The following is a 21,140-nucleotide window of genomic DNA, read 5'->3' as shown; positions in this document are numbered from 1 at the left end:
ACCGGGTCTGCCCCTTCAAGGCGTCGGAGACGTCGATGGCGTCGGTGGGTGGACGGCTGGAACCAGGCGGGATCAGGACAGGTCGAGTTCACCGTCCATGAGCCGGAACAGCTCGTCGTCGGTCGCCGTCTCGATGTCGAGGTCGATCTCCAGGTCGATGCCGAGACCGAGTTCGCCGGGGATGGTGTCCGGGGTCTCCGCGGCGGCGGTCGCCGCCTCGGTGAGACCGAGCTCCTCGATCAGCTGGTCGGCGAGCTCCCCGGGGGTCGGGTAGTCGAAGATCAGCGTGGCCGGCAGGCGTACCCCGGTCGCGGTGGCGAGGCGGTTACGGAGCTCCACGGCCGCCAGCGAGTCGAAGCCCAGCTCCTTGAAGGCGTTCTCGGCCCCGATCGCCTTGGCCGTGGCGTGGCCCAGGACGGTCGCCGCCTCCGAACGCACCAGCTCCAGAACGGACTTGGAGCGTTCGGCGGCCGACAGGGAGCTCAGGCGTTCGGTCAGCGACTCCTCCACGACCGCCGCCGTCCGGGCCGCCTTGCGCGGTGCGCGGACCAGCGACCTCAGCAGCGCCGGGACCCCCTCGGAGTCCGTGGCGGCCTGCTTGCGCAGCCCCACCAGGTCGAGCCGGGCCGTGACCAGTGCGGAGTCGTCCTTCGCGGCGATGCCCGCGTCGAGCAGCGCGAGCGCCGTCTCCGTCGACATCGCGGTGATCCCGGTGCGCTTGCCGCGCTTCAGGTCCGCGTCGCTCAGCTCGCCGGTCATCCCGCTCGCCTCCGCCCACAGGCCCCAGGCGAGGGAGACGGCCGGGGTGCCTTCGGCGCGGAGCCGGCCCGCGAGGGCGTCCAGGTAGGTGTTGGCGGCGGCGTAGTTGGCCTGTCCGGGGTTGCCGAGGATGCCGGCGGCGGAGGAGAAGAGGACGAAGGCGGCCAGGTCGTGGTCCTTCGTCGCCTCGTGGAGGGTGTGAGCGGCGTCGATCTTGGCGCGGTAGGCCGTGTCGAGGCGCTCGGGGGTCTGGGCGGTGATGATGCCGTCGTCGAGCACACCGGCCGTGTGGATGACGGCGGTGAGCGGGTGGGCCGGGTCGATGGTGCCGAGCAGGTCGGTGACCTGGCCGGCGTCGGTGGCGTCGGTCGCGGTGATGGTGACGGTGGCGCCGAGGGCGGTCAGTTCCTTGTGGAGCAGGTCGGCGCCCGGGGCGTCCGGTCCGCGGCGGCTGATGAGGTGGAGGTGGGTGATGCCGTGCTCGGTGATGAGGTGGCGGGCGGTGAGGGCGCCGAGGGTGCCGGTGCCGCCGGTGACGAGGACGGTGCCGTCGCCGTCGAGCGGGCTCGACGTGGCTTCCGCGGTGGTGCGGGCGAGCCGGGGGACGGTGATCTTCCCCGCGGTCAGGGCCAGCTGGGGTTCATCCGTGGCCAGGGCCGCGTGGAGGAGCGGTGCCGACGTGGAGTCGGTGTCGACGAGGACCAGCCGGTCCGGGTGCTCGTTCTGCGCGGTGCGGATCAGGCCCCAGACGGCGGCCTGGTCGGGGTTGTCGACGGCGTCGCGGGTCAGGACGACGAGGCGGGTGTCGTCGGGGTCGGTGGCCAGGTGGGCCTGGACTGCGGTGAGGACACGGCCGGTGAGGGTCCGTACGTCCTCGGTGCTGCCGGTCAGGTCCAGCACCGGCCAGTCCGTGCCGGTCGTGGTGCCCGGAGCGGCGATCTCCTGCCACTCCACCCGGAACAGGGCGTCCCGCAGCGGGTCCTGATCGCCGCCGAGCTGGGTGGTGTCGACGGCCCGGAAGGCCAGCGAGCCGACCGTGGCGACCGGTGCGCCCGTGCTGTCCGCAGCCTCGACGGAGACCGTGTCGCCGCCCTGGGGCGCGATACGGATCCTCAGGCGGGCGGCGCCCGTGGCGTGCAGGGTCACCCCGTTCCAGGCGAACGGGAGCAGGACGTGCCCGGCCTCCGTCGCCGCGACCGCGCCGAAGCTGGTCGTGTGCAGGGCCGCGTCGAGCAGCGCCGGGTGCAGACCGAACGCGGCGGCCTCGTTCGCGGCCTCGTCCGGCAGGGCCACCTCGGCGAACAGCTCGTCGCCCCGGCGCCACACCGTGCGCAACCCCTGGAACAGCGGGCCGAACTCGTGGCCCGCGAGGGCCTGACGCTCGTAGAAGCCCTCGATGTCGACGGCCTCGGCATCCGCCGGCGGCCAGACCGACAGCGTGGCCGCGGCGGGCTGTCCCGCGGAGGTGACGGAACCGGTGGCGTGCCGGACCCACTCGTCCGTGCCGTCCGTGCGGGAGTGGATGCCCACCGGGCGGCGGCCCTCGCCGTCGGCCGCGCCGACCAGGACGCGGACCTCGACGCTGCCGCGCTCCGGCAGCACCATCGGCGACTGGAGCACCAGCTCCTCCAGGACGCCCGCGTCGATCTGGTCGCCCGTGCGGACGGCCAGCTCGACGAGCGCGGTGCCCGGCACCAGGACCGTGCCCGACTTGGCGTGGTCCGCCAGCCAGGAGTGGCTCTTCAGGGAGAGCCGGCCGGTGGCCAGGACGCCCCCGTCCTCCGGGAGTTCGACGACGGCCCCGAGGAGCGGGTGCTCGGCGGAGGCGAGGCCGAGGCCGGCCACGTCCGTCGTGCCCGTCGACATCTCGGCCCAGTAGCGCTCGCGCTGGAAGGCGTACGTCGGCAGGTCGACGCGGGAGGCGTCGGCGCCGGCGAAGGCGGCGGACCAGTCGGTCGCCGTGCCGTGCACGTGGAGTCCGGCCAGCGCCGTCAGCAGCGTGCGGGGCTCGGAGCGCTCGCGGCGCAGCCCCGGCACGATCACCTCGGCGGCGGCCCCGGTCGCGGCGGCGGCGTCGAGGGTCTCCCGCGCCATCGCCGTCAGGACGGCGTCGGGGCCGATCTCCAGGAAGCGGGTCGTCCCCGCCGTCCGGAGGTCGCGTACGGCGTCGGCGAACCGCACCGGCTGCCGCACGTGCTGCGTCCAGTAGTCGGCCGTGCCGAGCCGGTCGAGGCCGACGAGCGAGCCGGTCAGGGTGGAGACCACCGGGATCCGGGGCTCCGCGTACGCCAGTCCGGCGGCGACCGAACGGAACTCGTCCAGCATCGGCTCCATGCGCGCCGAGTGGAACGCGTGGCTGACCCGCAGCCGCTTGGTCTTCCAGCCCCGCGCCTTGCAGACCTCGGCGACCTCCAGGACCGCGTCCTCGTCGCCCGAGATCACCAGGGCCGAAGGCCCGTTGACCGCGGCCACGCCCGCCCGGCCGTCGGCCGGGAGGAGGGGCAGGACGTCGGCCTCGGTGGCCTGGACGGCGACCATCGCGCCGCCCTCGGGCAGCGCCTGCATCAGCCGGCCCCGCGCGGCGACCAGCGCGGCGCCGTCGGCGAGCGAGTACACGCCCGCCACGTGGGCGGCGGCCAGTTCGCCGATGGAGTGTCCGGCCACCGCGTCGGGCCGCACGCCCCAGGCCTCGACGAGGCGGAACAGGGCGACCTGGACGGCGAACAGCGCGGACTGGGTGTAGACCGTGCGGTGCAGCAGCTCGGCGGTCGGGGTGCCGGCCTCGGCGAACACCACGTCCTTGAGCGGGAGTTCGACGTGTCCGGCGTGGACCAGGTGGCGGTCCAGCTCGGCGCAGGCGGCGTCGAAGGCCGCCGCGTACACCGGGTACGCGTCGTACAGCTCGCGTCCCATCCCGGTGCGCTGGCTGCCCTGGCCGGTGAAGAGGAACGCGGTGCGTCCGGTGGCGGGGGCGCCGCGGACGACCGAGCCGGGGAGCGCGCCGGACGCCAGTCCGTCGAGCCCGGCGAGCAGCTCCTCGCGGTCGGCCGCCACGACGACGGCCCGGTGGTCGAGCACGGCGCGCGTGGTGGCGAGGGAGCGCGCGACCTCCGCGTACTCCGCCTGCGTCGTGCGCCCGCTGTCGCGGAGCCACTCGGCGAGGCGCGCGGCCTGACCGGCCAGGGCCTCCGGGGACTTGGCGGAGAGGACGTACGGGACGACCGCGTCCGGCGTACCGGCCTCGGGCTCCGCCGTCTCCCGCGCCGTGGCGGGGGCCTGCTCGATGATGACGTGGGCGTTGGTGCCGCTGACGCCGAAGGAGGAGACGGCGGCACGGCGCGGACGGTCCACCTCGGGCCACGGGCGGGCCTCGGTGAGGAGTTCCACCGCTCCGGCCGACCAGTCGACCTTCGTCGACGGCTGGTCGACGTGGAGGGTCTGGGGCAGGATTCCGTGGCGGATCGCCTGGACCATCTTGATCACGCTGGCGGCGCCGGCGGCGCCCTGCGTGTGACCGATGTTCGACTTCAGCGAGCCGAGCCACAGCGGCTCCTGCGCCTCGTCGCGGTCCGTGCCGTACGTGGCGAGCAGGGCCTGGGCCTCGATCGGGTCACCGAGCCTGGTGCCGGTGCCGTGCGCCTCGATGGCGTCGACCTCGGAGCCGGTCAGGCCGGCGTCCTCCAGCGCGGCACGGATGACGCGCTGCTGCGAGGGGCCGTTGGGGGCGGTGAGGCCGTTGGAGGCGCCGTCCTGGTTGACCGCCGTACCGCGGACGACCGCGAGGACCGGGTGTCCGAGCCGCTCGGCGTCGGAGAGCCGCTCGACGAGCAGCAGCGCCACGCCCTCGGCCCAGCCGGTGCCGTTGGCGGCGTCCGCGAAGGCCTTGCAGCGGCCGTCGGTCGACAGACCGCGCTGACGGGAGAACTCCACGAACGCGTCGGGTGTCGTCATCACCGCCACACCGCCGGCCAGCGCCATCGACGACTCGCCGTTGCGCAGCGACTGCGCGGCCAGGTGGAGGGCGACGAGCGAGGAGGAGCAGGCCGTGTCGATCGTGAGGGCCGGGCCCTCGAGACCGAAGGTGTACGAGATGCGGCCGGAGGCGACGCTGCCGGACGTGCCGGTCAGGCGGTAGCCCTCCAGCTCACCCGCGTTGTGCTGCATCCGCAGGATGTAGTCCCGGTCGTTGACGCCGACGAAGACGCCCACGCGCTCGCCGCCCAGCCCGGTCGGGTCGATGCCGGCCCGCTCGAACGTCTCCCAGGTGGTCTCCAGGAGCAGCCGCTGCTGCGGGTCCATCGCGACGGCCTCGCGCGGCGAGATCCCGAAGAACCCGGCGTCGAACTCCGTCGCCGTGTCCAGGAACGCCCCGTGCTTGGCGTACGAGGTGCCGAGGTGCTCGGGGTCCTCGTGGTACAGCGCCTCCAGGTCCCAGCCCCGGTCCTCCGGGAGCCCGCCGATGATGTCGGCGCCGTCCGCGACGATCCGCCACAGCTCGTCGGGGCCGTCGGCCCCGCCCGGGAAGCGGCAGCCCATGGAGACGATCACGATCGGGTCGTCGTCCTCGGAGACCGTCCGGGTCCGCGTGGTCGCGGTCTGCTCGGCCTCGTCGCCGACCAGGTCGGCGAGCAGCTTGCGGGCGAGCACCGTCGGGGTGGGGTAGTCGAAGACCAGCGTGGTGGGCAGGGTCAGCCCGGCCCGCTTGCCGATCCGGTTGCGCAGTTCGACGGCGGTCAGCGAGTCGAAGCCCAGCTCCTTGAAGGCGCGCTTCTCCTCGATGGCGTCGGCGGTCGCGTGTCCGAGGACGGTCGCGGCCTCGGCCCGCACCAGGTCGACGAGGGTGCGCTCGCGCTCGGCGGGGGAGAGCCCGGCGAGCCGCTCGGCCAGCGCGTTCCCGCCACCCGCGGCGGCCGCGGCAGGACCGGCCTGCGCGGCGACGCGGCGCAGCGGCCGGACGAGCGAGCGGAGGAGCGGCGGGACCGGGTCCGTGACCGAGCGGGCCCGCAGGCCTGCGAGGTCGAGCCGGGCCGCGACGAACGCGGCCTCGGGGGACCGGAAGCCGGCGTCGAGCAGGGCCATGCCGGCCTCGGCGGAGAGCCCCAGCATCCCGTCCCGGCGGTGCCGCTGCAGCGCGGCCTCGTCGAGGTGGGCCGTCATCCCACTGACGTCGGACCAGTAGCCCCAGGCGAGGGAGGTGGCCGGGGTGCCTTCGGTGCGGAGCCGGTGGGCGTAGGCGTCGAGGGCGGCGTTGGCGGCGGCGTAGTTGGCCTGTCCGGGGTTGCCGAGGGTGCCGGCGGCGGAGGAGAAGAGGACGAAGGCGGCGAGACCGAGGTCCTTCGTGGCCTCGTGGAGGACCTGGGCGGCGTCGATCTTGGCGCGGTAGGCCGTGTCGAGGCGCTCGGGGGTCTGGGCGGTGATGACGCCGTCGTCCAGGACACCGGCCGTGTGGATGACGGCGGTGAGCCGGTGGGCCGGGTCGATCGTGGCGAGCAGGTCGGTGACCTGGCCGGCGTCGGTGGCGTCCGTGGCGCTGATGGTGACGGTGGCGCCGAGGGCGGTGAGGTCCTGGTGGAGCTGGTCGGCTCCGGGGCTCGCCGGTCCGCGTCGGCTGATGAGGTGGAGGTGGGTGATGCCGTGCTCGGTGATGAGGTGGCGGGCGGTGAGGGCGCCGAGGGTGCCGGTGCCGCCGGTGATCAGGACGGTGCCGTCGCTGTCGAGCGGGCCGGCCGTACCGGGAACGGTGGTGCGGGCGAGGCGCGGGACGGTGATCTTGCCGCCGGTCAGGGCGAGCTGGGGTTCACCGGTGGCCAGGGCCGCGTGGAGGAGCGCCGTGGTCGCCTGCGTGGAGTCGGTGTCGACGAGGACCAGGCGGTCCGGGTGCTCGTTCTGCGCGGTGCGGATCAGGCCCCAGACGGCTGCCTGTGCCGGGTCGCTGACCGCGTCGTGGGTCAGGACGACGAGGCGGGTGTCGTCGGGGTCGGTGGCCAGGTGGGCCTGGACGATGGCGAGGACACGGCCGGTGAGGGTCCGTACGTCCTCGGTGTTCTCGCTCAGGTCCAGTACGGGCCACTGCTCACCCGTCGTGGAACCCGGAGCGGCGATCTCCTGCCACTCCACCCGGAACAGCGAGTCCCGCAGCGAATCGCCGTGACCCGCCAGCTGGGCGGAGTCGACCGCGCGGAACGTCAGCTCGCGCACCGAGAGGACCGGAGCCCCCGCCGAATCGGCCGCCGAAAGGGAGACGGAGCCGTCACCGTGCGGGGCGATGCGGACCTGGAGCCGGGCCGCGCCCGACGCGTACAGGGAGACCTTGCGCCAGGTGTGCGGCAGCAGGACCTTGCCGTCCCGTGCCGCGCCGCCCAGCGGGCCGAAGGCCGCGACCGAGAGCGCCGCGTCCAGCAGCGCCGGGTGCAGACCGAACGAGGCCGCGTCACCGGCGAGCTCCTCCGGCAGGGCCACCTCGGCGTACACCTCGTCGCCGTGGCGCCAGACCTTCCGGAGCTCGGCGGCGAGCCCGGAGACGTCGACGGAGTCGGCGTTCTGCGGCGGGCGGACCGTGAAGTCACCCGCGAACACCTGCGCCTGCGCGGTGAGATGGCCGATCGCGTTCCGCGTCCAGTCGTCGGAGTCGTCCGTACGGGAGTGGATGCTGACCGGGCGGCGGCCGCCGCTCTCGGCCGCGCCGACCTGGACCCGGACCCGGACGCCGCCGCGCTCCGGAAGGACCAGCGGCGACTCCAGGACCAGTTCCTCGATCATCCCGGCGGACACGTGGTCGCCGGCCCGCACCGCGAGCTCGAACAGGACCGAGCCGGGGACGGCGGAGGACCCGCCGGCCGCGTCGGCGGCCAGCCAGGGATGCGTCTTCAGGGACAGCAGACCCGTCGCCAACACGCCACCCGAACCCGGGAGTTCGACCAGCGCACCGAGCAGCGGGTGCTCCTCGGTCGCCAGGCCGAGCGCACCGGCGTCGGTGCTGCCGGTGCCTTCGAGCCAGTAACGGCGGCGCTGGAACGGATAGGTGGGCAGCTCGACCGGGGCCGGGTGGGCCTCGGTGAGCACGGTCCGCCAGTCGAGGGAGACGCCACGGACGTGCAGTTCGGCGGCCGAGGTGAGGAAGCGCTGGAGGTCGCCGTCGTTGCGGCGCAGCGAACCACTGGTCACCCAGGGGCTGTCGGCGTGCGCCTCCACGATCTCCTGCACCGGCATGTTCAGCACCGGGTGGGCGCTGATCTCGACGAACGCACGGAACCCGGCGCCCACCAGCTTCTCGATCGACTCGCCGAACCGGACCTGGTGACGCAGGTTGCTGAACCAGTAGCCACGGTCCAGCAGGGTCTCGCCGTCGAGCCAGGCGGCACGCAGCGTCGAGAACATCGGGATCCGCGGGGCCGACGGTGTCAACCCGTCGAGCACCAGGGCCAGTTCGTCTTCGATGCGTTCGACGTGGCTGGTGTGGGAGGCGTAGTCGACGGGGATCTTGCGGGCGCGGATGCCGTCGGTTTCGTAGGTGGTGTGGAGTTGGTCGAGGGCGTCGGCGTCGCCGGCGACGACGGTGGAGGTGGGGCCGTTGACGGCGGCTATTTCGATGCGGCCGTCGTAGGCGGTGATGTGGGTCTGGACGTCGGTGAGGGGCAGGGGGATGGACATCATGCCGCCGTGTCCGGCGAGGTGGGCGGCGATGGCCTGGCTGCGGAGGGTGACGATGCGGGCGGCGTCGTCGAGGGTGAGGGCGCCGGAGATGTGGGCTGCGGCTATCTCGCCTTGGGAGTGGCCGATGACGGCGTCGGGGGTGAGGCCGTGGTGTTGCCAGAGGCGGGCGAGGGAGACCATGACGGCGAAGGAGGCGGGCTGGACGACGTCGACGCGGTGGAAGTCGGCGGCGTCTTCGGTCTGCCGGATGACGTCGAGGAGGTTCCAGTCGACGTACGGAGCGAAGGCCTTGGCGCAGTCCTCCATGGCTTCGGCGAAGACGGGGGAGGAGTCGAGGAGCTGGGCTCCCATGCCGGCCCACTGGGCGCCCTGGCCGGGGAAGACGAACGCGGTCTTGCCGTCCACGTCCGCCGTACCCGTGACCAGCTCGGCGGCCGGCTCACCCGCCGCCAACGCCCGCAGACCCGCGATCAGGGTGTCGCCGTCGGCCGAGACCACCACGGCCCGCTGGTCGAGCGTGGCCCGGGTGAACGCCAGCGCGTGCGCCAGGTCCGACCGGTCCGCGCCCTCGGCGGCGGTGACGAACTGGTCCGCCTGGGCGCGCAGGGCGTCCTGAGTCCTGGCGGAGACCAGCCACGGGGTGACCGCCGCGGCCGAACGGCCCGCGTCCTCCCCGGAGCCGGCGGCGTTCGGCGCCTGCTCGATGATGACGTGGGCGTTGGTGCCGCTGACGCCGAAGGAGGAGACGGCGGCACGGCGCGGACGGTCCACCTCGGGCCACGGACGGGCCTCGGTGAGGAGTTCCACCGCTCCGGCCGACCAGTCGACCTTCGTCGACGGACGGTCGATGTGGAGGGACTGCGGCAGGACGCCGTTCCGGATCGCCTGGACCATCTTGATGATGCCCGCGACACCGGCCGCCGACTGGGCGTGCCCGATGTTCGACTTCAGCGAGCCGAGCCACAGCGGCTCCTGCGCCTCGTCGCGGTCCTTGCCGTACGTGGCGAGCAGGGCCTGCGCCTCGATCGGGTCGCCGAGCATCGTGCCCGTGCCGTGGCCCTCGACCACGTCCACGTCCGCGCTCCGCAGGTGGGCGTTGGCCAGGGCCTGGCGGATGACGCGCTGCTGCGAGGGGCCGCTCGGTGCGGTGAGGCCGTTGGAGGCGCCGTCCTGGTTGACCGCCGAGCCCCGGACGACCGCGAGGACCGGGTGTCCGAGCCGCTCGGCGTCGGAGAGCCGCTCCAGGAGCAGGACGCCGACGCCCTCGGCCCAGCCGGTGCCGTCCGCGGCCTCGGCGTACGGCTTGCAGCGGCCGTCGGGCGCGAGGGCCCGCTGGCGGGAGAACTCGACGAACGAGGTGGGCTGCGCCATCAGCGCGACACCGCCGGCCAGCGCCATCGTGCACTCGCCGTTGCGCAGCGACTGCGCGGCCAGGTGCAGGGCGACCAGCGAGGACGAGCAGGCCGTGTCGACGGTGAGCGCCGGGCCTTCGAGACCGAAGGTGTACGAGACGCGGCCCGAGGCGACGCTGCCCGCGGATCCGGTGCCCCGGTAGCCCTCGAGCTCCTCGGGCGCTCCGGTGACGTGGGTTCCGTAGTCGTGGTACATGACGCCGGAGAACACGCCGACGGGCTCGCCGCGCAGCCGGGACGGGTCGATGCCGGCCCGCTCCAGCGCCTCCCAGGAGGTCTCCAGGAGCAGTCGCTGCTGCGGGTCCATGGCGATGGCCTCGCGCGGCGAGATACCGAAGAACTCGGCGTCGAAGTCGGCCTGGTCGTAGAGGAACCCGCCCTCGCGGACGTACGAGGAACCGGGGCGGCCGCCCTCGGGGTCGTACAGCTCCTCCAGGTTCCAGTCGCGGTCGTCCGGGAAGGCCGAGACCGCGTCACGGGCCTCGGCGACGAGCCGCCACAGGTCCTCGGGGGAGGCGACGCCGCCGGGCAGCCGGCAGGCCATGCCGACGATGGCGATGGGCTCGTCGGAGCCGGCCACCTCGGGACGGACCTCTTCGACGGCCGCCTGGATGCCGTTGAGCTCGGAGTGCAGCAGGCGGGCGACGGCGTGCGGGGTGGGGTGGTCGAAGGCGAGGGTGGCGGGCAGCTTCAGGCCCGTCGTCTCGGTCAGGCGGTTGCGCAGCGCGACGGCGCCCAGCGAGGTGAAGCCGAGCTCCTTGAAGGCGCGCTCCGGTCCGACCTTGTCGATGCCGCCGAGGTCGCTCACCCGGGCGGCCTCGGTGCGCACGATGTCGAGGAGGACCCGGATCTGCTCGAACTCCGGGAGCGGCGCGAGGCGCTCGCGGAGCGCCTCGGCGATCGAGGTGTCGGCGGTCGCGGGCGTCGCGGAGGTGTCGATGAGACCGGTGAGCAGCACGTTCACCGAGCCGGTCGCGAGGGTCGCGGTGTCCAGACGCATCGGCAGCGAGTGCGCGGACCCGGCCAGCAGGGCCGCGTCGAACATGGCGAGGCCGTCGGCGGTGCCGAGCGTGCCGACACCCGGCTCGTCGCCGGGGCTCCCGGCGGTCGGCTCCCACGGGCCCCAGCCCAGGGACAGCGCGGGCAGCCCACGGTCGGCGCGGTGCTGCGCCAGGGCGTCGAGGAAGGCGTGGTACGCGGCGCGGTCGCCCTCGCCGGCGGCCCCGAGGAGCGTGTCGGCGGAGGAGCAGACCACGAACGCGGAGAGCTCGTGCGCGCGGGACAGCTCGTGCAGGTGCAGCAGCGCGCCGACCGCCGAGGCGAGCGCCCGGTCCGGGCGGTGGGCCAGCGCGGTCTGCCAGCCGTGCGCGTGGACGACGGCGGTCAGCGGACGCCCGGCCTGTTCGAGGGCGGCGGCGAGCGCGGCCCGGTCGGCGGGGTCGCAGACGGTCGTACGGACCTTGGCGCCGAGCTGCGTCAGCTCGGCGGCCAGCGCGGTGACGCGCTCGTCGGCGGCGTCGTGCGAGGCGATGAGGAGGACGTGCCGGGCGTGGTGCCCGGCCACCAGGTGGCGGGCGAGGGCCGCGGCCTGCGGGCTCTCGGCGCCGGTGACGACGACGGCGCCGTCCCGGTCGATGCCGGGCCGCTCGGACGGGTCGGCGGCGGCCGCGACGCGGGCGAGCCGGGGCACCAGCGGCACTCCGGTGCGCAGCGCGAGCTGCGGCTCGCCGGAGGCCAGGGCGACGGGCAGCGCTTCCAGCGACGCGGGAGCCTCGTCCAGGTCGAGGAGGGCGAGCCGGCCGGGGTGGGCGGCCTGCAGGGAGCGCAGCAGGCCCCAGACGGGGGCGTGCGCGATGTTGTGGAGGGTCTCGCGGGGGCCGGCGATGACGGCGCCGCGGGTGGCGATCGCGAGCCGGGTCGTGGCCAGGCGCCCGTCGGCCAGCCATGCCTCGATCCGGGCGGCCAGCTCGACGACGGTGCGCTCGACGGCGCCCGCGAACTCTGCGGCGGACGCGGCCTGCGGGACGTCGAGGCCGAGCACGACGGTGCCGGGGACGGCCGGGGACTCGGCGAGCCGGTCCTCCAGGGCGGTGGCGAGGGAAGCCGCGTCGGGGCCGGTCAGCAGCCAGTGGTCGGCGGCCCATCCGGCCTCCGGGGAGGGTCCGCCGGTCAGCGGGACCCAGTCGAGGCGCAGCAGCGACTCGAAGTGGCTGGCGTTCGCGGCCCGCAGCCGCATGGGGCGGCTGAGCAGCTTGTGGCGGGTGATCTTGCCGGACTGCGTACGGGGGATGACCTCGGTCTCGTACAGCTCCTCCGGCACCTTGAAGTAGGCGAGCTGCTCGCGGCAGGCGGCGTAGAGGAGTTCGGAGTCCAGTCCCTCGGGGCCCGGCACGACGAAGGCGACCGGCACCTCGCCGAGCACGTCGTGCGGCTTGCCGACGACGGCGACGTCCGCGACGCCGGGCACGGTCCGCAGGACCTCCTCGACCTCGGCGGGGTGGATGTTCTCGCCGCCGCGGATGATGAGTTCCTTCAGGCGGCCGGTGATGCGGAAGTAGCCGGCGACGTCGCGGCGCGCCAGGTCGCCGGTGCGGTACCAGCCGTCCACCAGCGCCTCGGCGGTCGCCTGCGGGTCGTTGTGGTAGCCGACCATGACGTTGGGGCCGCTGACCCAGACCTCGCCCTCGTCGCCGGTGGGCACGTCGTTGCCGGTGTTCGGGTCGACCAGGCGGACGTTCACGCCGGGCACCGGGATGCCGCAGGAGCCCTCGACGCGGTCGCCGGTCGGCCACTTCATGGTGATGGAGCCGCAGGTCTCGGTGGAGCCGTACGCGTCGAGCAGCGGAGCGCCGTAGGCCTGCTCGAAGCGGGTGTGCAGGTCGGCCGTGGTGACCGAGCCGCCGACCAGGCACATGCGCAGCCGGGGGGCGCTGAAGCCCTTGCGGGAGGCGGCCGCGACCAGCTGGTGGTACATGGTGGGCACGCCGGCCAGGAAGGTGGAGTTCTCCTCGCGGAGCGCGGCCAGGACGTCGTCGGCGGCGAAGCCGTCGACGAGCCGGGCGGAGGCGCCGACGGTGGTGACGGCGACCACGCAGACGATGTGCGACAGGCTGTGGAAGAGCGGCAGCGGCCACAGCACCCGGTCGTCCGCGGAGAGTTCGGGGATCGGGATGTAGCTGGCGCTCACCGACCACAGGGCGTTGCGCTGGGTGGAGAGGACGCCCTTGGGCTTACCGGTGGTGCCGGAGGTGTAGAGCATCCAGGCCACGTCGTCCAGGCCCAGGTCGTCCCTGGCGGCGGCGGCGGGCTCGGTGGTCGCGAGGGTCTCGAAGGAGACGCCGCCGGCCGGCGGGCGGCCGGTGCCGGTCACCACGATCCGTACCGGACTGCCGTTGCCCAGCACCCGGCGGACCTGCTCGACATGGGCCTCGTCGGTGATGACCACGCGGGCGCCGCTGTCGGTCAGCAGGTGGGTCAGCTCGGAGTCCGTGGAGCGCGGGTTGAGCGGGACGCCGATCGCGGCGGCCCGGACGATCGACAGGTAGCTCTCGACGGTCTCCACGCAGTTGCCGAGAAGGATGGCCGCGCGATCGCCCGGCTGGAGGCGGAGCGCCGCGAGGTGACCGGCGATCCGACCGGTCCGCTCGGCCAGCTGCGCGTAACTGACGGAGCGCCGGGAATCGCGGTAGGCGACCTTGTTCCCGAAACGCTTCGCGTGCGCCATGAGCAGTTCCGGCAACGGTCGGATCAGCTCGGTTCGCAGCATGTCCACACACCCCTCGATAACGCGTCGGAAACAACGAAAAACGGCTCTACTGATCTCAACGGATCTCTGCTGAACTGTGCAGAACTGACGTCCTGATACAGATCCCGCAGGTAAGAGTCTCGCTGCTCGACTTGCGTCTGGAACCCCAGTCAACCCCCCTAAGGGCTCCCTGAGTCGGGCCGGTGGAGAAGTATTGGCCCCCTAAGTGATAGTGGGATTCGGGGCGGCGGCCCTAGCATGGAATAAACGGGCAACCCCGCTGGTGGCAGAAGTGAGGTAACTCGACATGACGCACCATTGGATCAACTCCCGCCCGGCTGCTCAGCACGGTACCGAACGAAGCGGAGTATCGCGCCCCGAAGCCCCGCGAGGCCTCGTGGAGATCGTCAGGGACCAGCGTGCGGCGGACAGGACGAGACGGTGGTTCGTGCACTGGACCCCGCAAGGAAAAACCCCTGGAATCGGCCTGTGGGCGGGCGGCACATCATCCGTTCTGCGCCAGGTGGAGAATCGATACGGAAGGAATTCCCGGTGAACGGAACAGCCCCGGAAACGACGCACCGCACAGGTCTCGAATCGGGCCATCTCGATCCCCGCGACCTCGAATTCAGCGACGACGTCGCCCTGGCGTCTAGCGAACTCGCCCTGGCCGTCGCGGCCGAGCCCGCGCTCGCCCCGGACGCCCAGCTCGCACTCGCCGTCTGGCACCTCCGCCACGTCGTCGCGCTGATCCCCGAGGGCAGCCGCCGCGGCTTCCTCTTCCAGTGCTGGCAGCACTGGACGGAGAGCCTCACGCCCGACCGGCGCACCGCGCTGTACGACCGGACGCAGGCCGCCGGCTCCGCACTCGACGACGGACCGCCCGCCATGGGCCCCGCCGTCGAGCAGCGCTGGGACGCGTACCTGCGCACCCTGCGCCGCTCCGTGGGCGCCTGGACCGAGCAGGGCGCGCCCGTCAACTACCTGCTCTTCGACCACGCCCACCTCACCCACCGCCGGCTGCGCATCCCCGCCGTCACCGAGGCCCTCGCCGCCCGCACGGTGCGTGCCGCGCTGACCTCCTCGGGTGCGGACCTCCAGCCGATCGCGGTACCGGCCGCGGCGCTGCAGACCGCATGAGACGGGCCCTGAGCACCGAGAGGACCCAGCGATGACCCAGCAGCTCGCGGCCCGCCACCAGGTCGAGGTGGGCCTGGGCGACCGCTCGTACACCGTGCACATCGGTCCCGGGGTGCGCTCTCTGCTCCCCGAGACCGTCGCCCGCCTCGGCGCCCGGCGCGCGGCCGTGGTCTCGGCCCGCCCCGCGCACTGGCTGCCGGAGCTCGGCGTCGAGACCCTGTGGCTGGAAGCGCAGGACGGCGAGACCAACAAGCACCTCGCCACCGTCGCCGAACTGACCAGCCGGTTCGCCCGGTTCGGTCTCACCCGGGACGACGTGATCATCTCCTGCGGCGGCGGCACCACCACCGACATGGTGGGACTCGCCGCCTCGCTCTACCACCGGGGCACCCCGGTGATCCACCTGCCCACGTCGCTGCTCGCCCAGGTCGACGCGAGCATCGGCGGCAAGACCGGCGTCAACCTGCCCGAGGGCAAGAACCTGGTGGGCGCCTACTGGCAGCCGGTCGAGGTGCTCTGCGACACCGAGTTCCTCGACACCCTGCCGGACGCCGAACGCGTCAACGGCTACGGCGAACTGGCCCGTTGCCACTTCATCGGCGCCGAGAACCTGCACGCCCTCGACCTCGTCGACCAGATCGCCGCCAGCGTCTCCCTGAAGGCGTCCGTCGTGACCCGGGACGAACGCGACCAGGGGCTGCGGCACATCCTCAACTACGGTCACACCCTGGGGCACGCCCTGGAGCTGGCCACCGACTTCCGGCTCCGGCACGGCGAGTCCGTCGCGATCGGCACGGTCTACGCCGGGCTGCTCGCCGCCGAACTCGGCCGGATCGACGCGGCCCGCGCCGAGGAGCACCGCACGGTCGTCGCCTCGTACGGACTTCCCGTGACGCTCCCCGAGGGCGTCGGCCACGACGAACTGGTCCGGTACATGCGCCGCGACAAGAAGGCGGGCGCAGGCCTGGCCTTCGTCCTGGACGGACCCGACGGCGCCGAACTCGTCCGGGACGTACCGGAGTCGGCGGTACGCACCACCCTGGCGGCCATGCCCGTGGGCGGCTGACCTCCTCACGTACGACCCCACCCACGCGAAACGGCCCGGACTGTACAGAGTCCGGGCCGTTTTCGTCGTACCCGTCGGGTACGGAGGTCAGCGCCTAGGCGACGGGGACCGCCGCCGGGCACAGCGCCAGCAGATCCGCGGGACGGCGCAGTACCGCCTCGGGGCCCGCGGCGAGCAGTACGTCCTCGTCGACGCCGGCCCACAGCGCGGCCACGGGGGCCACGCCGGCGCCGCGGGCGCTCTGCAGGTCGGTGACCGCGTCACCGACCATCACCGTCTGCTCCGGCGGAGCGCCGAGCACCGACAGGGCGCGCAGCACCATGTCGGGGGCCGGCTTGGGGTGGGCCACCTGGTCCGAGCCGATGACGATGTCGAACAGCGGCAGCAGGTCCAGTTCGCCCAGGAGCGCCCGGGCCCGGTCGCCCGCCTTGCCGGTGGCGACGGCGAGCGGGATGCGGCGCGCCCGCAGCTCCTGGAGGAGCTCGCGGACCCCGGGGAAGACCGGGACCTGTCCCTGGAGCCGGTAGCTCTCCCGGACGAACGGGCCCTCCATCTCCAGGGGCAGGCCCATGATCCGCATGATGTCGGGGAAGTAGCGGCCGAGGTGGCGGTTGTACTCCGCGAACGGAGCGTCACCGGCCCCCACGACCTCCCGATACGCGATGCTGAAGGCCTCGCGCATCACCTCGTAGCTGTCGACGAGCACCCCGTCGAGGTCGAACACGACGGCGCGGAAGGTGCGTTCGGTGGTGGGATCCGTGTCGGCGAACCCGGGAAAGCCGGTATAACCCGTGGGTATGAGGGGGCCGCCAAGGGCGTCAGGCATGGTGATCCTCCGTGTTGAGCAGCGTCGAGTGGGGTACCGTCCGAGCCGCTCTTGTGGAGCGGGCGCCGATCCGGGCCCGGCGGGCCGAGCGGTAGATGCGCTCGATCACCGCGATGGTGCGGCGGACCTCGTCCACGGTCCGCCCCTGTGACGCAGGGTCCGCGAGCAGTGCGGGCAGCTCGTCGAGCTGCTGCAGGTACTCGGCCCCGATCTCCTCCTCCGGAAGCGGCACATCGATCTCGACGCCGTCCCGTACGAGGACCAGCGAAGAGCCCTTGCGACGGTTCGGGCTGAACCCGAACGTGCAGGTCAATGTGGCACTGCCGGCACTGCCGTCGACCCGGATCCGGGTGACGTCGTACGGCTCGTGCGAGGCCCAGCTCGCCCTGATCGCCACGGACACGCCGTCCTCGGTGATCAGGAAGCCGCGCGCGGTGTCCTCGACGTCGCCGTCGGAGGCGTCCCGCTTCGGCGCGTCCTTGCGCCAGGCGGCCGCCGACGTACGGTCGTTGACGAAGTCGTCGGAGACCGTACCCACGGCCTGGTCGAAGCCGACCGGGCCGAGGATCGGGCCGACCGTGTCCAGCAGGTGCCAGCCCAGGTCGACCAGCGCCCCGCCGCCCGCGAACTGGCGCTGGGTGAACCAGCCGCCCGCGTCCGGCACGCCCCGGGCCCGCACCCACGACAGCTCGATGTGCCGGAGTTCGCCGAGGTCCTCGGAGATCACCTGGCGCAGCGTGCGCACGTCGGAGCGGTAGCGGGCCGCACTGCCCGCCAGGAGCACCGCGCCGCCGGCCTGCTCGGCGGCGGCGAGTTGTTCCGCCTCCGCCGAGTTGAGGCAGACGGGCTTCTCCAGGAAGACGGGGATGCCCATCCGCAGCAGCCGGCAGGCGACCGTGGAGTGCAGGTGGTTGGGCACCGCGACGATCGCCAGATCGGTGGTGGACCTGTCCAGCTCCGCCACGTCGGTGAGGAGCCGGGTGCCACCGCGGTCCTGCGCGATCTCCGCGTGCGCCGCCGTGTTGGGATCCACCACGGAGGCCACCGAGAACGACGGGTGCTGGCGCAGCCGGGGCAGCCAGATGGACTTGGCCGCCCATCCCAGGCCGACCACGCTCGTACGGACCGGATCACGCGCCGGTCCACGCGCGCTCACCGGGGCGGTCACGACCGTGCGACCACGTCGGCGACGGCACCGGCGACGGCGTGCATCTGCTCTTCGGTACCGAGCAGCGTGCGGTGGTGAATCCAGATCGCGTCGGCGTTGATGGCCTCGGTGACGGGGCAGCGCTCGGCCACCTCCTCCACCGTCTCGTTCGGCGCCGCGTACTCCCAGAAGCCGTCCGAGCGGTAGATCGCGCGGAACGCGATGAACGCCGGGACGCCTCGCGCGACGAGCGCCTCCACCAGGGCGTTGCGCTTCTCCTCGGTGATGCCGGGGATGCGGAACATCTGCATGTAGTGCGGGTGGACGTTGACCCGCTCGTCGCGGCCCTGCGGCACGACACCCGGGATCTCGGCGAGCAGCGAGGCGAGGAGCGGGGCGCGCAGCTCGCGGGTGGCGATCTGCTCGTCCAGCCTGCCGAGCTGGGCGCGGAGCACCGCGGCCGAGAACTCGTTCATCCGGAAGTTGGAGCCGGACGTCTGGTGGAAGTACCGCTTGTCCGTGGCCGGCCGGCCGCAGCTGTGCCGGAGGAACGCCTCCTGGTACGAGGCCTCGTCCGGGAAGGTGACCGCGCCGCCCTCGCCGGCCGTCATCAGCTTGCCGTTCTGGAAGGAGAACGCGGCGATCGAGCCGAGTTCACCGGCCTTGAGGCCGTTCCACTCGGCGCCGTGCGCGTGCGCGGCGTCCTGGATCAGCGGGACGCCGGTGTCGGCGGACAGCTTGGCCAGGGCGTCCATGTCGGCGAAGTGGCCGGCCATGTGGACCGGCATGATCGCCTTGGTCCGCTCGTTGATCGCCGCGGCGGTGGCCGCCGGGTCCAGGCAGTACGTCACGGGGTCGACGTCCACCGGGACGGCGACCGCGCCGAGCCGCTGCGCGGCCTGCGAGGACGAGATGAAGGTGAAGGCGGGAACGATGACCTCGCTGCCCTGGTCGACCCCCAGCACCTGCAGGGCGAGTTCGAGGGCGTGCGTGCCGTTCGTGACCGCCAGGGCGTAGGGCGCGCCGTGCCGCTCGGCGAACTCCCGCTCGAACGAGTCGACCTCGCTGCCACCCATGCGCCACCACTGGCCCTGGTCCAGGGCGCGCACCAGATTGGAGCGCTCCTCGTCACCGTAACGAGGCCACTTCGGAAGGTCGGCGAGCAGCTGCTGCTCACGATCATTCATGGTGAACCAATCCTTTTCGGGGATGATCTCAAGCCGGAGAGCCTGGAATTGTGCCGGAGGCGCGCGGTAATGTGCCCGGGCCGCTTGGCCGACGGCTCTTTTCTCTTCCGGGGGATATCACGCTACCGCGCGGATGGCAGTGGACCCCATCCCCTACCGGGTCCACTAACACCCCCCTCAATGTGCGGGTACGGGCCCCTTCGTGGACATGGTGCCGGTGTGCTGCTGCTACAACTTTCAGGAGGCGATACCCACTCTGAACCGTTGTGCGAGGTGAATCATGAGCGCGATACTCCTGCTGAATGGCCCTAATCTCGGAATCCTCGGGCAGCGTGAACCGGAGGTGTACGGCACGGACAGCCTGGCCGACATCGAGCGGGCCGTGAGCGAGGAAGTGGCGGGCCCCGGTTGGAAGGTCCGCTCCATCCAGCACGACTCGGAGGGTGACCTGGTCACCGCCATCCACGCGAACTACGACACCGTCGGGGCGATCGTGAACCCGGGGGCCCTGATGGTCGCCGGCTGGAGCCTCCGCGACGCCCTGGCCAGCTACCCCAGGCCGTGGGTGGAGGTCCACCTCTCCAACGTGTGGGCCCGCGAGCAGTGGCGCCACGAGTCCGTCATCGCCCCGCTCGCCTCCGGAGTCGTGGTCGGCCTCGGCGCCCTCGGCTACCGGCTCGGCGCCCGCGCGCTCCTGGCCATCGCCGGCCAGGTGCCGTCCCCGTCCCCGGCCAGGCGGTAGCCCGTAGCCCAGCTCTTCCCCCACCCCACCCGGGCCCCCACGCCCGTCGGTCCGTCACCGCACAGGAGTCTTCATGAAGGCCACGGCCACTTGCTCCCAGCAGTGGATCCGGCGCTACCACCCCAAGCCGGAGCGCCGCATCACGCTGGTCGCCCTGCCCCACGCCGGCGGATCCGCCAGCTACTTCCACCCGCTGTCCAAGGCGCTCGGCCCCGACGTCGAGATGCTCGCCGTGCAGTACCCCGGCCGGCAGGAACGCCGGCACGAGGCGCCGGTGGAGGACATAGGGGAGCTGGCCGACCGCATCATGGAGGCCCTGATGCCGTGGGACGGGCCCGTCGCCCTGTTCGGGCACAGCATGGGCGCGACCGTCGCGTTCGAGGTGGCGCGCCGCTACGAGGCGGCCGGCACGCCGCTCGCCGCACTGATCGTCTCGGCCCGCAGGGCCCCCTCGGCCACCCGTGACGAGCGGTACCACGAGCTCGACGACGAGGCGATGCTGAGGGAGATGAAGGTGCTCGGCGGCAGCGACGCCGCACTCCTCCTCGACGAGGAGCTGGTCCGCCTCACCCTGCCGGTGCTGCGCAGCGACTTCAGGGCGGTCTCCGCCTACCGGTGCACCGACACCACCCCGCTGACCTGCCCCGTCACCGCGCTGGTCGGCGCGGCCGACCCGCGCGTGAGCGCCGACGAAGTGCGGGCCTGGGCCCGGCACACCGACGGCGCGTTCCAGCTGAAGGTCTTCAGCGGAGGTCACTTCTACCTGGCCGACCACCAGCAGGCCGTGACCGACCTGATCCGCACCACCCTCACCCCCCACATGCAGTGACACCTTAGGAGGCAGTCCCCATGGCTCTCTTAGACATGGCGGCCACGCGGCTGGCGCGGGACGAAGCGGCCCCGCTGGAGGAGTTCCTCGACCGCGTGAGCGGCAAGTGGACGATCCGGATCCTCTCCGGCCTGCGCCGGCCGCGCCGCTTCACCGAACTGGAGCGGTCGCTGGACGGGATCAGCCGGCGGATGCTCACCCTGACGCTGCGCAACCTGGAACGGGACGGTCTGGTGGTGCGGACCGTCTTCCCGACGGTCCCGCCCAAGGTCGAGTACGCGCTCAGCCCCCTCGGCGCCGAGCTGCTGGATTCGCTCACGCCGCTGACGGCCTGGGTGGAGCGCAACCGCTCCACCCTGGAGGCCGCGCGCAGCGCCTACCGGGAGCGGGCCGCGGCCTGAATCCCTCCGAGGAATATCCTCAGCACCGCGTCGACGGGCTCGGGGAGGACGCCGGGATTTCGCTCCACCGGATTCATTTCCGCCGGATTCCGCTCCGGCGGAATCCTTCCCGGGAATTCGATACGCCCGGAATCCGCTGTGTCGGCGAGGAAGACGGTCTCTGTCGGCTGCATGCGATTCACCTCCTGTCGGCGAAACTTCATTAAGAATGTAAGAGCGTCAAGTCGGGCCAA

The 21,140-nt window shown here is 72.8% G+C and carries 10 protein-coding genes; 5 read left to right on the top strand and 5 right to left on the bottom strand.

Features of this window, described 5'->3' with window-relative positions; translation table 11 throughout:
* Positions 1-72: 72 nt before the first annotated feature.
* Positions 73-13,590, bottom strand: coding sequence for a type I polyketide synthase (locus OG580_RS10890; RefSeq protein ID WP_267043453.1), 13,518 nt, complete (start codon positions 13,588-13,590; stop codon positions 73-75).
* Between the two features lie 531 nt (positions 13,591-14,121).
* On the opposite strand from OG580_RS10890, the gene OG580_RS10885 reads away from it, so the two are divergent.
* Both OG580_RS10885 and OG580_RS10880 read left to right on the top strand, forming a co-directional pair.
* Positions 14,122-14,709 (top strand): hypothetical protein, encoded by a 588-nt coding sequence (locus OG580_RS10885; protein WP_267043452.1) that lies wholly within the window; start codon positions 14,122-14,124, stop codon positions 14,707-14,709.
* Between the two features lie 31 nt (positions 14,710-14,740).
* Entirely contained in the window at positions 14,741-15,775 is a 1,035-nt protein-coding gene (locus tag OG580_RS10880; RefSeq protein ID WP_267043451.1) for a 3-dehydroquinate synthase, read from the top strand.
* A 94-nt stretch (positions 15,776-15,869) separates the two neighbouring features.
* Here the strand turns inward: OG580_RS10880 and OG580_RS10875 are convergent, their stop codons facing one another.
* From OG580_RS10875 to OG580_RS10865, 3 genes are read right to left on the bottom strand one after another with little or no spacing between them, the layout of a single operon-like run.
* Positions 15,870-16,601, bottom strand: a complete 732-nt coding sequence (locus OG580_RS10875; RefSeq protein WP_267043450.1) for an HAD-IA family hydrolase — start codon at positions 16,599-16,601, stop codon at positions 15,870-15,872.
* A complete protein-coding gene (locus OG580_RS10870; protein ID WP_267043449.1) occupies positions 16,594-17,757 on the bottom strand; it encodes a Gfo/Idh/MocA family protein in 1,164 nt (387 codons plus the stop codon). Before OG580_RS10870 ends, OG580_RS10875 begins: the two co-directional genes overlap by 8 nt.
* 8 nt (positions 17,758-17,765) lie before the next feature.
* A complete protein-coding gene (locus OG580_RS10865) occupies positions 17,766-18,935 on the bottom strand; it encodes a DegT/DnrJ/EryC1/StrS family aminotransferase (protein ID WP_267043448.1) in 1,170 nt (389 codons plus the stop codon).
* A 280-nt stretch (positions 18,936-19,215) separates the two neighbouring features.
* On the opposite strand from OG580_RS10865, the gene OG580_RS10860 reads away from it, so the two are divergent.
* From OG580_RS10860 to OG580_RS10850, 3 genes are all read left to right on the top strand, one after another.
* Positions 19,216-19,677, top strand: coding sequence for a type II 3-dehydroquinate dehydratase (locus OG580_RS10860; protein ID WP_267043447.1), 462 nt, complete (start codon positions 19,216-19,218; stop codon positions 19,675-19,677).
* Between the two features lie 73 nt (positions 19,678-19,750).
* A complete protein-coding gene (locus OG580_RS10855) occupies positions 19,751-20,506 on the top strand; it encodes a thioesterase II family protein (RefSeq protein ID WP_267043446.1) in 756 nt (251 codons plus the stop codon).
* A 20-nt stretch (positions 20,507-20,526) separates the two neighbouring features.
* On the top strand, positions 20,527-20,907 hold the full coding sequence (locus tag OG580_RS10850; protein WP_267043445.1) for a helix-turn-helix domain-containing protein: 381 nt from the start codon (positions 20,527-20,529) through the stop codon (positions 20,905-20,907).
* Here OG580_RS10850 and OG580_RS10845 read toward each other — a convergent pair.
* Entirely contained in the window at positions 20,883-21,080 is a 198-nt protein-coding gene (locus OG580_RS10845; protein ID WP_267043444.1) for a hypothetical protein, read from the bottom strand. The two genes, OG580_RS10850 and OG580_RS10845, sit on opposite strands and share 25 nt — an antisense overlap.
* Positions 21,081-21,140: the final 60 nt, after the last annotated feature.

This window comes from Streptomyces sp. NBC_00094 (assembly GCF_026343125.1).
Classification (GTDB): Bacteria; Actinomycetota; Actinomycetes; order Streptomycetales; family Streptomycetaceae; genus Streptomyces.
This window is presented reverse-complemented; position numbering and strand designations above follow the sequence as displayed.

What these genes read in the sequence shown, in the direction of transcription:
- OG580_RS10890 (WP_267043453.1), bottom strand. Translation starts at nt 13,590, where the DNA reads ATGCTGCGAACCGAGCTGATCCGACCGTTGCCGGAACTGCTCATGGCG.
- OG580_RS10880 (WP_267043451.1), top strand. Translation starts at nt 14,741, where the DNA reads ATGACCCAGCAGCTCGCGGCCCGCCACCAGGTCGAGGTGGGCCTGGGC.
- OG580_RS10875 (WP_267043450.1), bottom strand. Translation starts at nt 16,601, where the DNA reads ATGCCTGACGCCCTTGGCGGCCCCCTCATACCCACGGGTTATACCGGC.
- OG580_RS10865 (WP_267043448.1), bottom strand. Translation starts at nt 18,935, where the DNA reads ATGAATGATCGTGAGCAGCAGCTGCTCGCCGACCTTCCGAAGTGGCCT.
- OG580_RS10860 (WP_267043447.1), top strand. Translation starts at nt 19,216, where the DNA reads ATGAGCGCGATACTCCTGCTGAATGGCCCTAATCTCGGAATCCTCGGG.
- OG580_RS10855 (WP_267043446.1), top strand. Translation starts at nt 19,751, where the DNA reads ATGAAGGCCACGGCCACTTGCTCCCAGCAGTGGATCCGGCGCTACCAC.
- OG580_RS10850 (WP_267043445.1), top strand. Translation starts at nt 20,527, where the DNA reads ATGGCTCTCTTAGACATGGCGGCCACGCGGCTGGCGCGGGACGAAGCG.
- OG580_RS10845 (WP_267043444.1), bottom strand. Translation starts at nt 21,080, where the DNA reads ATGCAGCCGACAGAGACCGTCTTCCTCGCCGACACAGCGGATTCCGGG.